Raw genomic sequence first — 13,405 nt, 5'->3', positions numbered from 1 at the left:
ATGTATTAGGCACGCCGCCAGCGTTCATCCTGAGCCAGGATCAAACTCTCCATAAAAGTGTTTGTCTTGCTCGATTTTAAAACTGACGGAATTAATTCTTAATTCCTTACCTATTTCTTTTGTTCAGTTTTCAAAGAACTGTCTGTTTCTAGCTCGTCGCTCGTTTTGGCGACTTTATTAGGATAGCATCTTAAAAAGAAGATGTCAACCTGTTTTTTTATCGTGTTTCCCGTCTGCAACATTGTTTCTATGTGTCGCAGCGACAAGAAATAATATAGCACGATATAGATAAACAGGTCAACACCTTTTTATAAAAAAGTTTATTCTTTTATTGCGTAGTAGCGATGGTACAGGTTCTTGCTCTTTGTTTCTCGTTTAACCGTCTTAATATAACCTTTGTCTTTTAAGTGATTAAGAATCATCGGAAGATCAATAGCGTAATCCAGAACCTCACTATGTTCCATTAATTCATGATAAGCCCACTCTTCTTTTTGTTTAATAACACCTAACAAGTGATTGGCACCTAATTTGGTTTTTGAAGAGAGCGAGAACTCAGATGCAAGTAATAGAAGTTCAATTCGTTTATCAATGGATTCTTCACCTGTGACGAGTTCTTCATATAACTTGAAGATTTCCGGTTGTATCACTTTAACCTGATTCCATACCGTAACTTCAGGATAGTATCCATGTTCAATAACCGATAACCGAGCAAGGTGATGAAGAGCATGCATGATGTTGTTAAATGCATCTAAATAATGACCTGAGTGAAATAATTCTTTTCCATCATTATAACGACGAAGCAGTTTTGCATACTCAAGGCCAATCTTATGTGTTCTTTCTTCTGCCGGAAACTCGTGCAGCCGGTCACGCAATCTCGTTATGTATTCGTTACGGTTAAATAGAACCTTGCCGTTCATTACCCAGTCTACAGCTCTTCTATTAGATCCTAGCATCAGCCAGGAATTAAGAAGGCCTTCTGTTACAACATGCAGAGCAGCCGATCCTGATTCGAATTCATAGTGTTTAATCATCCAAGGTTGATCTGATTCTTTTACTATTATAAGAAGAACGCAGTCAAAGTGATCGGTTCCAGGGCTGAATGTTTTGTTTTTTTCAACGAAAAGAACACCTAGTGTGTTTTCGTTGCTTGCTCTCTCTTGATATAGCGGGCGTAAAATATCTTCCATGAAGGTCATCTCCCATTTTAACAAAATCCTGTTTGTTATCTTTCAACATCAAATAAAGAAATCCTTTTTCTTTTCTAGAGAGTTCATATGTTATACTAATGAACGGAGGAGGGACAGGTATGATAAAGTATACGAGCAAAATTAATAAAATACGTACGTTTGCCTTAAGCCTAGTGTTTATAGGTATTATCATCATGTATGCTGGCCTGTTTTTCAAGACAAGTTTTGTCGTTATGTCGATTTTTATGGTGGTTGGGTTTATCGCAACAATCGCCAGCGCTGGTGTTTACTTCTGGATCGGAATGATCTCTACCCAAGCTGTACAGGTGGTTTGTCCGAACTGTGGTAAGGTCACAAAAGTTTTAGGTCGTGTAGATGCTTGCATGTCCTGTAATCAGCCGCTTACGATGGATAAAAGTCTTGAAGGCGAAGATTTTGATGAAAAATATAATTCTAAACGCCAAATGCGTAAAGAAAATAGATAAAGCTGACTCACCGTATGGGAAGTCAGCTTTTTTTTAATGTTTTCTTTTGCAATCCGGGCATACTCCGTAAATTTCCATACGGTGACGTCCTACATCAAAGCCTGTTACAGATTCTGCGAGACTCTCAACCTCGTCTAGACCAGGATAATGGAAATCCACAATCTTACCGCACGAATCACAGATGATATGGTAGTGATCTGTTGTTACACAATCAAATCGGCTTGATGAGTCTCCGTAAGTCAGTTCTTTAACAAGACCCGCCTCTTTAAAAACTCTAAGGTTGTTGTAGACTGTTGCAACACTCATATTAGGAAATTTCCCTTCCAGCGCCTTGTAGATCTCATCAGCTGTTGGATGGGACATTGATTGGATAAGATGCTCTAAGATAGCATGACGCTGAGGCGTTATACGAACACCTGCTGATTTTAAGTTGTCAATTGCCGCACTGATTTTTGCGCTAGACATCGTCATGCACCCCATTTCTTTAAGAATTCTTACTTTGTAATCGTTATAATTAGTCTACTGCTACCTACAGGTTTTGTCAATTGAAGCGCAGTTTTATGAATGATCTTCGTGCAGAACAGGCTCGTTCACCTTCATCTTTTCGTTTACATATCTTGCTGCAATAAACAAAAAGTCAGATAGTCTGTTTAAGTAAGACATCACTAATGGATTAACGCCATCTATTCCAACAGCAATTCGCTCGGCTCGTCTCGCAATCGTACGGGCTGTATGAAAAGCACTTGCTGATGGTGAACCTCCTGGAAGTATAAATTGTTTAAGAGGTTTAAGTCCCGCTTGCCATTCGTCGATGGTTTCTTCAAGAAAACGGATATCCTCTTCTTTCAACTTCCACGCTACTTCTTTCCCTGCAGGTGTTGCCAGTTCTGCACCAACATGGAAAAGAACGGTTTGTACTTTTTGCATAGTTACCGTTGCTTTCTCCGCCCAATCCTCCTTGGGCATCAGGCTGACTCCAAAGCCGATCATGCTGTTTGCCTCATCACACGTTCCATATGCGTCTACACGCACATCATTTTTAGAAACGCGTTCTCCATAAATTAATGAAGTCGTTCCTTTATCTCCAGTTTTTGTGTATATTTTCATATTAATACCCCCGGTCATATGGAATGATATTGACCATCTCTTCACTTTTATCTTTTCTAAAAGAAGTAAGATTATCACAAAAGATCTCAATGGCTCTTTCTTGATATTGTGGAGAAATCCCTGATAAGTGTGGAGTAACCGTTACGTTCTCCATATCCCAAAGCGGGCTTTCTTCTGGTAATGGTTCTTTTTCAAACACATCGAGTACAGCGTGGCTGATCTTCTTTTCTCGCAGTGCTTGAATAAGCTCTTCTTCATTTACTGTCGTCCCTCTGCCAATGTTGATGAATATTGCACTCTCTTTCATGAGGGAAAATGCTCTTTCTCCTACAAATTGATGAGTTTGTTGTGTAGATGGAAGAACATTTACGATAAAATCACTTTCTTCATACAACTTATTGATTCCTTCTTTATCTACGATTAAGTCCGAGTTTTCAGCAGGATGTCCGCTTCTATTAAAGCCTATTGTTCTCATATTGAACGCTTTTGCAAGCCTCGCTATTTCACAGCCGATTGCACCAGTACCTAGGATACCGAGAGTCTTTCTAGAAATCTCAGTCATCGGGACTTTCCGATCCCATGTATGCTGTTTTTGATTTTCTAAAAGCAGACTCGTCTTGCGTGACACTTGAAGCATCATCGAAATCGTATATTCTGCCATTGGTGTTCTATGGATGCCTCTTGCATTCGTGATGAGAACATCTTGTTTTTCCAGGGCTTCAAAAGGCATTTTATCAAGACCTGCTGAAATGACCATGATCCATCTAAGGGATTTTGCCTCAGCAACCAATTCATCTGTCAAATCTTCTCCGTATGAAAGTAGGATTTCGGCTTGTTCAAGATATGCCTTAGCTTCTTTCATGTTGTTGTAAAAGCGGAACTCTTCTTCAGGAAAACGCTTCTTTATCTGGTCTTTTATCTCTTTTCTTAATCTTGCACTTGAAAGAATCATGAGAAACACCTTCTTTTAATGGATTAGAAAAAGCGGGAACGTGCTCCCCGCTTTTTTAATTGTTGCTGTTTTGTTTTGAAACGCTTTGTTGTTTTAGATAGTGGTTGATCTCCGTTCCAGGATGCTCGCTTTCCGCGGGGCAGGCGGTGAGCCACATTCGTACGTTTCACTCTTAAGTGTCTCACCTGCCCGCCTGTCCCGCAGGAGTCTCGCACCTTCCACTCCAATCATCGATCATAGAAGACAAGATTTGAAAGCAACAATCTTTTGGAAAAGAGTGTTTATTTAAGATTCTCTGGATTAAGTCCTAAAAGTTCTGGCAGAACGAACAAGCCATCTTTTCTGATTAATACATCATCAAAATAGATTTCTCCTCCACCGTACTCTGGGCGCTGAATCAACACCATATCCCAATGGATGCCTGATTCGTTTCCGTTGTATGCATCTTGATAAGCTCTTCCAGGTGTGAAGTGAATGCTTCCGCCAATCTTTTCATCGAATAGAATATCTCCCATTGGATGCTGAATTAACGGATTCACACCAATCGCAAACTCACCAACATAACGAGCGCCTTCATCCGTATTAAAGATTTCGTTTAATTTCTCTGTGTTATCAGAAGTGGCTTCAACAATTTTCCCATCTCTAAACGTAAGACTTACATTATTGAAAGTTGTGCCATGGTAAGGACAAGGCGTGTTGTATGTAATGGTTCCATTGACACTATCTTTTACTGGTGCTGTAAACACTTCTCCATCAGGAATGTTGTTCTCACCCGCACACATGACAGCTGGAATTCCTTTGATTGAAAACGTTAGATCTGTACCTGGAGCCGTGATGCGAACTTTATCCGTACGTTCCATTAATGCGTGAAGCGGTTTTTGCGCTTCCGCCATCGCCTTATAATCTACGTTGCACACATCAAGTACAAAATCAGTGAACTTTTCTAAGCTCATTTTAGCCATTTGAGCGAGACCTGTTGTAGGATAGTTCAGCAATACCCATTGGCGGTCATTGATGATCAAGTTTTGAACAGGCTTGTTCAGCTCTGCTTTCATCTGAAAGATGTCGCTAGGAACTTCAGAGAACTCAGAATCATTATTTTTACATTGAATGGAGATATAAGCATCAATATCTTCCATGCGAGCTAGATCCCATTTTACTTGCGCTTCCGTATGCTCTTTTGTTGAACCCAGCATCAAAGCACGGGAAATCTCTTCGTCAGCAAGCTGTACGTAAGGATAAGCTCCCATCTTGTATGTTTCTTGAACGAGTTCTTTTACAAGCGGCTTCCCAGCTGTAAAAGAGGTAATCAGTACTTTTTGCCCTTTTTCAACCTTAAGGGAATGTGTCAGCAAAGTTCTTGCTAACGTCGTTAAACGCTCATCTCTCATTATGTATACCCCCGACAATATATGTTATAAAATTCGCACTATTTTATTTTATCACTCATAATCCGTTATGCCTATTTATTATGATTGAAAAGCATAGAGTGTTAGCCCATGCTGCATAATAACAATCGTGGAGGTGAATGATTACATGAATATTTCACGCGCTCAGCAGATCATTGAATCGGAAAAAGAAATAGAAGTCCTGCACAATGGAACACCAGTATGGCTTCAATCAGTAGACGAAAACAATCAAACAGCAAGAGCTTATACGAGAGAACAGCCAGATAATGAAATGGACATACCAGTAAACGAACTTCAGGAAAGTTAAAAAGCCCCAATTTCTCGAGGGCTTTTTTCTATGACAGGTTTTCTTTTATAAATTTCAGTGCTTCTTCTACATGATACTTCACTTTTACTTTTCGATACTCTTTCACGATGTTCCCATCCCCATCGATAATAAAAGTAGAGCGTTCAATGCCCATGTATTCCTTACCAAAGTTCTTCTTCAGCTTCCATACGTCATAAAGCTCTGCAACCTTGTTCTCCTCATCTGCCAATAGAATAAATGGCAAACCATGCTTTTCGATAAATTTATCATGGCGCGCTAAAGGATCTGGACTAACCCCGATAATAACGGTGTTCTGCTTTTTGAAATCAGCATGACGATCTCTGAAGTCACACGCTTGTGTTGTGCATCCTGGTGTCATGTCTTTTGGATAAAAATATAAAACGACATTTTTTCCTTTAAAGTCTGATAATTGAACGTCTTGCCCGCTGCTTGCTGGCAATTTGAAGTCTGGTGCTTTACTTCCTGTTTCTATTGTCATCATTTGGCCCTCCTTAATCATTCTTCTTAAAGGGTAGCCTATTTCTTTGTTTTCAAACAACTATTTTGCCATTTTGTTGTGGTGAACAACCGAAGATAGTACAAAGGCGATGGGCAGCAAATATCCGATCAGTGCTTGAAGAGCAGCTATCCACCTTCCTGCCCCGACGGGAACAATGTCTCCATATCCAACCGAAAGTATCGTCGTGCTGCTAAAATAGATGCAAGCTTCTATAAAAGAAAAAAAATCACTTTGATTCAGTTCTAATTTTATGACGGGATATCCCATTAATGATATGAGTGCATATATAAGCCCAAATCCCGAAATGATCGTTCCATATACGATAAACAGAATCAGTAGATGACTCACCGGCATCAGATGTTCTTTTATCCCGGGATGTTTAAAAAGCATCCAAATACTCCGGACAATAAGAGCTGAAGTTGTTATAAGTAAGATTATTAAAACGGCTTTTTCCATTCAGTCCACCTCATTTCATCATATGAAAAAGGTGGATATAATAGGACAGCCTTGTTTTCGAAAAACTTTGTTGCTTTTGAAAGTGGTTGATTTCCGCTCCAGGTTGCTCGCTTTCCGCGGGGCAGGCGGTGAGCCCCTTGCCGCTTTGCGCCCTTAAGGGTCTCACCTGACCGCTAGTCCTAGCCGAGAGTCTCACACCTTGCGCTCCAACCAACTTGTCAATGAAGAGAATTGAACCAAAATACTTTTAAACCAACAACCTTTTTTAAAGAAGATTTTAAGAAAAAGACAGTCCGCTTTATACAGACTGTCCTTCCGCTTTTAAGATTTTGCTTTATTAACAGAGACGACCTCTGTCAGTTCTTTTAACTGAGTTGCCAGTTCACGAACGCGCGTTTGAGCCAGCTCATCCACTAGCACATTGCCTTCATCAAAGTTCACCGGATCTGCCACATATTGATCGGGCAGCACGAGACTGTACACACCACGAAGCACCGTGCGCAAATTGGCAAGTGCATTTATTCCGCCTTTCCCGCCGCCTGCTGCAACAGCAATAGCTGAAGGCTTGTTTTTAAAATGTTTGCCTCCTAAGAAATCTAGAGCATTTTTTAAAGCCCCGCTAATTCCGCTATGATACTCAGGACTCGTTACGAAGAATCCATCTGCTTGCTCAGCATACTCAGCCAGCTTTTTCACGGTATCGTTCTGAGCTGATGATGCATCCCCTGTGAATAGAGGCAATTTATCGATTCCTACATCAAAATATAAAACTTCAACATTCAACTCCCTTAGAACTTCAGCCGCATATTGTGCAATTCCTCTTGTTCTGGATTCAGCTGTCGGGCTCCCTGCTATAACCATGATTTTCATTTATATCTTCCTCATTTCTGCTATGCAATGTAAGTATGTTCATATCTTACAGGATTTCTAATGATACTTTGTAGCAATTAGGTTTGATTTGTTGAAAATCAGGTCTTAAGTCCAGAAAAATAATCATTGACTTATTACCCAATAGAATGTAAATTATTTGTAATTTTGGAATTTTAAAAAACTAATTAGATATTGAACTAATTAAATTAAAAATATCGCATTTATGAGAGGACGATTTAAGTGGCACTTGTTTCGGTTGATTTTTCTCCTTTTAACGAGATGATAATGAGTCTTCATGTTATTCAAAATCCTGCTCACCACCCTTATCGGCTTGCATGGGCTGAAAAAGCAGAAAAGAAATTACCACAAGATCTTTTACTTTTAGTCAAAGAATGGGGACCGCATTTTTATGACTGGATGTATTTTGTTAACATTCGAAATGAATTTCAATTTTTTGAATCAACAGTTGAAGAAGCCATCGAACGTTTAGCTCTCCTACCAGACTTAACGTTTTCCTATCTCATGCTAGGTGAGAGATATGGCAGCGACTCTTTGTTAAAGTGGAAAAACAATCCTGCATCAGCACCTCTTCATTCAATTGAAAAAGACATACTCTTACATGCTGCGGCCTGGAAAAGGAAGTTCTGTGATTTCTTTTATGAGTACAACCGCTATTTGTTTGCAGAGGAGCTTTTCAGAATTACTCCTTGGATTGCAAGAGGTTCTGAAAATTTTAAGAGAGAATTGAATGACTCCAAAATTGAAAGTTTAAACAGTATACACCCAGATGTTACAGTAACTTCCGATTCGATAAAAATTAAGAAGAATGATGTTTACACCTTTTCGTTTGAAGAGTTTCCGAAACTCGTGATTCAGCCATCAACATTCGCTACTCCACACGTTATGCTTTGCTGCAACCAAGACCGTGTCGCCATTGCCCTTCATGTTGCTGTACCCGATTCTGAAAAAAACCATGAACCACCTGAAGACTTAATTACCTTACTAAAGGCACTCAGTGAACCAACAAGACTTAAAATCCTGCAAGACTTGCTTCACCATCCATACAGCACAAAACAACTTGCCTTTAAATACAATCTTACTGAAGCTACCGTATCGAATCATTTAAAGCAATTGCTTTCATGCGGTTTAGCCGCAACACAAAGAAAAGGCTACTACGTGTTCTACACCGGTAAACGAGAAAGACTAGAATCACTTCGTACAGATGTTGCTCAATTTATGCAGCAGCCTGTACTGGATGAATATATCTATATACCTGATTTAACTTAAAAAAGGGGAACTGTTAAATGAGGAAAGTAATTTTAGATCTTCAACAAATAGTTTTACTAAGTATAAGTATTATTCTTATTGCTGCTGTTCCTTCTTTTCTTGCTGACGAAAATGGTATTAACTTTAGTATTTTAAGATATGGAGAATCTGTTTTAGAGGTGTTGACAACTCTGATGAGACCAGACTCCCTTACTTTATATATCCATTCTCAAAATATGATAATTGAGCCTATGCCCGTAAACCTATCATACGAATTTGTTAATGAAATCTATGAAATTCCTTTGTTTCCTGAAATTTGGAAAATTGTTTTTTATACTTTAGGCATGCTGCTGATTAGCTTTGCAGCTGCATTCATCATCGCTGTTTTTCTGGGGTGGATAGCAGAACTGCTTCCGGCTTCATTCAAGACAGCTGCTTTACGAATTAGTGAGATTCTTGAAGCATTTCCGGATTTGTTTTTTGTATTTTGCATCCAATTGGCTGTTGTTTGGATTTATAAAAAAACGGGCTTCCTTGCAGCAAATCCCTTCACATCTAGCAAAGAACCTTCATTTCTATTACCGGTTATAACACTGAGTATTGTACCAGCTATTTATTTGTTCAGAATGCAGTTAACACTATCGCAAGCTGAAATTGAAAAAGACTATATTACCTTCGCACGTTCAAAGGGACTGGCTAATTCACATATTGTCTTTCATCATCTTTTTAAAAATACACTTCGAGAACTTTCTATACATCTACCGTATATCATGCTGCTGCTTTTTAGCCATTTGATCATACTAGAATATCTCTTTAACATGAATGGAATTATACAAATTTTGCTTAGTGAGCAGCCAGCGGAAACGAGGGCTATGCTGCTGATGCTTATCGCATTTCCTCTTTTTGCAGCGGTAAAAGGGGTAGGGATGTTTATTAAGAAAGAGAGGATTTCAAATGCTGCGTAAAATAAATGCTTTTTCTTTAGGAACAGTTCTCCTGATTACCATTATCATTATAAGTATTGTTGTTCCAACTATAATGCCCGAACCGTCTGCTGAGAAATTTCGTTACAATTTCAATCAAAGATCACTCGATATTCCGCCGTTCAGTCCATCTGCAGATAATTGGTTCGGTACAGACCGAAATGGCAAAGATTTATTTTATGCGATAGTAGATGGGGCTAAATATACGGTATTTTTCGCTCTTGTTATTACACTTGCAAGAATGCTGCTTTCATTTATTGGTGGACTTGTTTTTAAACGTTTGTTTAAAAACAACTGGGTAAGCGGCCTGTTGCAGGGCTTTCATTATGTCCCTCAATCATTGATCGTATTGCTTGTTTTATCTCCGCTCCTTTTTTATGAGCTTAGAACACAGTCGGTTCTCAACTTCACAGAAACTTTGGTTATCCAATTGGTTGTTCTTGTTGCAGTAGGCATCTTTCCACTAGCAAAAATAATTGCAGAAATAGCTGACTCATTAACCCAAAATGATTATGTTACTTGCGCAAAACACATGGGATCATCCTCTTTACAAATTACCAAGCGTCATGTTCTGCCACATTTATGGCCTCGACTATTCGTCCTCGCCGGCAGGCAATTTTCGCAAGTCCTTACCTTAATGCTCCACTTGGCTATCTATCATTTATTTATTGGAGGAGTTAAGATCACGTCAGGACAAGAGCATGATCAATTTAACAACTATTCTACTGTTTCGAACGAATGGACTGGGCTAATCAGCATGTATCACCGGGAACTGATGCTCGATCCTTTTATTGTTATGATTCCTGTGGTTGCTTATACCCTGTTAATCTTATGTGTTAATATCATGACGAAAAGTCTTGAAAAAAGCTTTGATAAACAAACAATCTATTAAAAAAACCGTTCCCCATGTTTGGAGAACGGTTTTCTTTAGTTTCCTGCACCTCTGTACTTTGTTACCCCAACGTTCCATAACGTTACAGCTATTAAGAAAAATACTAGTCCAACTACAGGTGTTAAAAAGGCGTACGTGTACCACTCTTCCCTTTTCAAAAAATAGGAAGAAGGATAAACACCGACGAATGCGAACGGAAGAATCCACGTTAACACGTACTTGATTACTTTGTTGTAAATATCAACAGGATATCTTCCATAGTTTCCGATGTTGTACATCATCGGCATAATGTCAGTTCTTGAGTCTGACCAAAATCCTATCGTTGCCAGGGCGATAAAGATCCCTGCATATACAAGTGCACCACCAATAACAAGCAGGATAAAGATAAACGGATCATACCAGCTGAGCTCTAAACCTAGCTTATCGCCTGCATAAAACATAACCACTAATCCTGTTATCACACCAAAAAGCGATTCCAGTTCCATTCGTTCTAACACGATCTGGAACAAGCTGTGAACCGGCCTAGTAAGTATACGGTCCATCTCACCTTTAACAATATATCTATCCGTGAAATCCCAAATATTAAAGAAAGAGGCAAAGATCGAAAACGGTACAAGGAAAAATCCATAAATAAAGATCATCTCATCCTTGCTCCAGCCCGCAAGAAGACTCGTATGTCCGAAAACAACAAGGATAAACACGAGATTAACTGCTTGGAACAACAGATCCGAAAAAATCTCTACCACCATGTCCGCACGGTAAGTCAGTCTTGTTTTTAAATATTGTGCAACGTACTGAAAAAAGATTGAAATATAGTCCATCTGCTTCTAACCCCCTTGAACCACAAGCTGCCGCTTCGCTAAAATCCATAACCCATACACAGGTATGATAAGAAGCAGCGACCAAACAGCTTGATTAATCAGGGCTTCATATATTTGCGACCCTTTAAATCCTTCTGTAAAAATCATGCTTGGTATATAGCTGATTCCTTGAAACGGCAAGTAGCTCATCACGTTCTGTGCCCACATCGGATAAAAGCTTAACGGCAGAATAAGTCCAGAAAAGAGGTCAATCACTACACGTTTTGCACGAATCAGACCATCATTATTAAATAAGAAGAAAGTGGCGATTCCGGCAAGCAAGTTAATTTGCGTATTAATGATAAAGCTGAAAATAATCGACAGGAAAAAGAATAACCATGTACTCATGTTCGTTGACAATTCCACTGGAAACACGAGCGCTACGATTACCATTCCAGGGACTGAGAAGAATAAAAGTCTGAAGATCCCCTCACCGAGCCCTTGCATCATCTTCATATTCAAATAGGGATAAGGTCGAACCATCTCGACTGCTACTTTTCCTTCTTTAATCTCCATCGCAATTTCTCGGTCGATATTGTTAAAGTAAAACGCACGCGCCATCCACGCAACGGCAATATACGTTGTCATCTGTGTGATGGACAGACCTTGAATGTTTTCTTTTCCGCCATAAATGGCACTCCACAAAAAGTAATACGCACCAATATTGATGCTGTAAATTAATATTCCGCTGTAATAGTTCGTACGGTATGCAAGCATCATTAAAAAGCGGATGCGAATCATCTCGATATACTTACCCATGACGAACAGCACCTTCAACATAAATATTTCGAATAATCTCTTCTGTCGAGATCTCGAGAATCTTTAAGTCCGCAATCTTTTTAGAAGCCGTCACTTTACCTATTACTCCAGAGATCACCGTCTCATCGCTATCAACTGAGGCTACCCAAACGAGATTGCTCTCCCCTTTTTCCCAAACAACCAGATGTTCTTGTGTGAGTAGCTGTAATTCTTCCAATGTTGTTTCTTCACTGAACTGAAACTGAATCTGCTTTCCTTCAGCCCAGTTTTCACGAAGCTCTTTTAACGGTCCATCATAAATGATTTTGCCTTCATCGAGCATTACTACCCGCTCACAAAGCGCTTCAATATCTGAAAGATCGTGTGTCGTTAGCAGAATCGTCGTACCGTACTTTTCATTAATTCTTTTTAGAAACTCACGAATCTTAAGTTTAACAAGAACATCAAGTCCGATCGTTGGCTCATCCAAGAAAAGAAGCGGTGGATTATGAATGAGAGCTGCCGCCAATTCACAGCGCATTCTTTGTCCGAGTGATAGCTTTCGGACTGGCTTGTCGAGCAGCGGCCCGATATCGAGCGTCTCAATGACATCCTTCATATGCTCTTCGTACTGCTGATCTGGAACATTGTATATCTTCTTTAACAGCCTGAACGACTCCTGAACCGCAATATCCCACCAGAGCTGAGATCTTTGGCCGAAAACAACACCAATCGTTTTCACGAACTTCTCCCGCTCTTTATGGGGATTCATGCCATTCACGACAATCTTCCCATCAGTCGGTGTAAGAATGCCCGTCAACATTTTAATAGATGTAGATTTACCAGCACCGTTCTCTCCGATATAACCGACCATCTCTCCCTTTTTAATCGTAAAAGAGATATCATCTACAGCTGTTTTAATCGTATAGTTTCGTGTAAAAAGATCACGAAACGCCCCCTTCAAACCAGAACGGCTCGAAAAAGACTTAAACTCTTTCCTTAAACCCTGTACATCTATAATGTTCTGCATAAAAATGCCTCCGTAATTTTTTTCGCAATCTTTGTTGCATTTGGATGTGTTGATTTCCGCTCCAGGTGCTTCGCTTTCCGCCGGGCAGGCGGTGAGCCCCTTGCCGCTTTGCGCCTTTAAGGGTCTCACCTGACCGCTTGTCCCGCAGGAGTCTCGCACCTTGCGCTCCAATCAATTAGTCATTGAAGAAAATGAACAGACCCAAAAGCAACAATCTTTTAGAAAAGAGCTTTAACAAATACCAACTCATTTCACTGTAAAGCTCTTAATTTTGCAGATGCAAAATTGAGAGTTTCCTAATAGAGAAACTCAAGCACTCGATAAGTTTACTCTAATCGTCTTC

Annotated in this window: 17 protein-coding genes; 5 read left to right on the top strand and 12 right to left on the bottom strand. The window is 39.7% G+C overall.

Annotation, left to right across the window (positions count from 1 at the left end):
* Positions 1-320: 320 nt before the first annotated feature.
* Complete coding sequence (locus tag P8610_RS11325; RefSeq protein WP_394604460.1) at positions 321-1,187, bottom strand: nucleotidyltransferase-like protein; 867 nt, start codon at positions 1,185-1,187, stop codon at positions 321-323.
* Between the two features lie 119 nt (positions 1,188-1,306).
* Between P8610_RS11325 and P8610_RS11320 the strand changes: the two genes are divergently transcribed.
* Positions 1,307-1,672, top strand: coding sequence for a YgzB family protein (locus tag P8610_RS11320; RefSeq protein ID WP_289497062.1), 366 nt, complete (start codon positions 1,307-1,309; stop codon positions 1,670-1,672).
* A gap of 33 nt (positions 1,673-1,705) precedes the next feature.
* On the opposite strand, the gene perR is transcribed toward P8610_RS11320, so the two are convergent.
* The 5 genes from perR to P8610_RS11295 all read right to left on the bottom strand — a co-directional run bounded on the left by perR (position 1,706) and on the right by P8610_RS11295 (position 5,122).
* Positions 1,706-2,137 carry a peroxide-responsive transcriptional repressor PerR gene (gene perR / locus P8610_RS11315; RefSeq protein WP_289497063.1) on the bottom strand — a complete coding sequence of 144 codons (432 nt, stop codon included), beginning with the start codon at positions 2,135-2,137 and terminating at the stop codon, positions 1,706-1,708.
* 93 nt (positions 2,138-2,230) lie between these two features.
* Complete coding sequence (locus P8610_RS11310) at positions 2,231-2,779, bottom strand: cob(I)yrinic acid a,c-diamide adenosyltransferase (RefSeq protein WP_289497064.1); 549 nt, start codon at positions 2,777-2,779, stop codon at positions 2,231-2,233.
* A gap of 1 nt (position 2,780) precedes the next feature.
* Entirely contained in the window at positions 2,781-3,731 is a 951-nt protein-coding gene (locus P8610_RS11305; protein ID WP_394604459.1) for a D-2-hydroxyacid dehydrogenase, read from the bottom strand.
* 23 nt (positions 3,732-3,754) lie between these two features.
* The gene (locus P8610_RS11300) at positions 3,755-3,946 is read right to left on the bottom strand and encodes a hypothetical protein (protein ID WP_394604458.1); all 192 of its coding nucleotides are present in this window, start codon (positions 3,944-3,946) and stop codon (positions 3,755-3,757) included.
* A gap of 66 nt (positions 3,947-4,012) precedes the next feature.
* A complete protein-coding gene (locus tag P8610_RS11295) occupies positions 4,013-5,122 on the bottom strand; it encodes an aminopeptidase (protein ID WP_289497068.1) in 1,110 nt (369 codons plus the stop codon).
* A 145-nt stretch (positions 5,123-5,267) separates the two neighbouring features.
* On the opposite strand from P8610_RS11295, the gene P8610_RS11290 reads away from it, so the two are divergent.
* Entirely contained in the window at positions 5,268-5,447 is a 180-nt protein-coding gene (locus P8610_RS11290) for an H-type small acid-soluble spore protein (protein ID WP_289497070.1), read from the top strand.
* 28 nt (positions 5,448-5,475) lie between these two features.
* Here the strand turns inward: P8610_RS11290 and bcp are convergent, their stop codons facing one another.
* The 3 genes from bcp to P8610_RS11275 form a co-directional block, all read right to left on the bottom strand.
* Entirely contained in the window at positions 5,476-5,946 is a 471-nt protein-coding gene (gene bcp, locus P8610_RS11285; protein ID WP_394604457.1) for a thioredoxin-dependent thiol peroxidase, read from the bottom strand.
* Positions 5,947-6,006: 60 nt separating this feature from the next.
* A complete protein-coding gene (locus P8610_RS11280) occupies positions 6,007-6,423 on the bottom strand; it encodes an ion channel (RefSeq protein ID WP_394604456.1) in 417 nt (138 codons plus the stop codon).
* Positions 6,424-6,744: 321 nt separating this feature from the next.
* Positions 6,745-7,293, bottom strand: a complete 549-nt coding sequence (locus tag P8610_RS11275) for an NADPH-dependent FMN reductase (RefSeq protein ID WP_289497074.1) — start codon at positions 7,291-7,293, stop codon at positions 6,745-6,747.
* A 240-nt stretch (positions 7,294-7,533) separates the two neighbouring features.
* Between P8610_RS11275 and P8610_RS11270 the strand changes: the two genes are divergently transcribed.
* Genes P8610_RS11270 through P8610_RS11260 form a run of 3 tightly spaced genes read left to right on the top strand, consistent with a single transcriptional unit; the run spans position 7,534 to position 10,434 of the window.
* Positions 7,534-8,580: an ArsR/SmtB family transcription factor gene (locus tag P8610_RS11270; protein WP_394604455.1), complete on the top strand. Its 1,047-nt coding sequence runs from the start codon at positions 7,534-7,536 to the stop codon at positions 8,578-8,580.
* 17 nt (positions 8,581-8,597) lie between these two features.
* Positions 8,598-9,524 (top strand): ABC transporter permease subunit, encoded by a 927-nt coding sequence (locus tag P8610_RS11265; RefSeq protein WP_394604453.1) that lies wholly within the window; start codon positions 8,598-8,600, stop codon positions 9,522-9,524.
* Positions 9,514-10,434, top strand: coding sequence for an ABC transporter permease (locus tag P8610_RS11260; protein ID WP_394604451.1), 921 nt, complete (start codon positions 9,514-9,516; stop codon positions 10,432-10,434). The genes P8610_RS11265 and P8610_RS11260 overlap by 11 nt, the downstream gene beginning before the upstream one ends.
* A gap of 35 nt (positions 10,435-10,469) precedes the next feature.
* Here P8610_RS11260 and P8610_RS11255 read toward each other — a convergent pair whose 3' ends face one another.
* From P8610_RS11255 to P8610_RS11245, 3 genes are read right to left on the bottom strand one after another with little or no spacing between them, the layout of a single operon-like run.
* Entirely contained in the window at positions 10,470-11,255 is a 786-nt protein-coding gene (locus P8610_RS11255) for an ABC transporter permease (protein ID WP_289497080.1), read from the bottom strand.
* 6 nt (positions 11,256-11,261) lie between these two features.
* Positions 11,262-12,053, bottom strand: a complete 792-nt coding sequence (locus tag P8610_RS11250; protein ID WP_066246047.1) for an ABC transporter permease — start codon at positions 12,051-12,053, stop codon at positions 11,262-11,264.
* Positions 12,046-13,062 (bottom strand): ABC transporter ATP-binding protein, encoded by a 1,017-nt coding sequence (locus tag P8610_RS11245; RefSeq protein WP_394604471.1) that lies wholly within the window; start codon positions 13,060-13,062, stop codon positions 12,046-12,048. Before P8610_RS11245 ends, P8610_RS11250 begins: the two co-directional genes overlap by 8 nt.
* Positions 13,063-13,405 lie beyond the last annotated feature (343 nt).

This window comes from Fictibacillus sp. UD (assembly GCF_043558025.1).
Lineage (GTDB): Bacteria > Bacillota > Bacilli > Bacillales > Fictibacillaceae > Fictibacillus.
The sequence above is the reverse complement of the archived record's forward strand: the minus strand, read 5'-3'. Positions and strand labels throughout refer to the sequence as shown.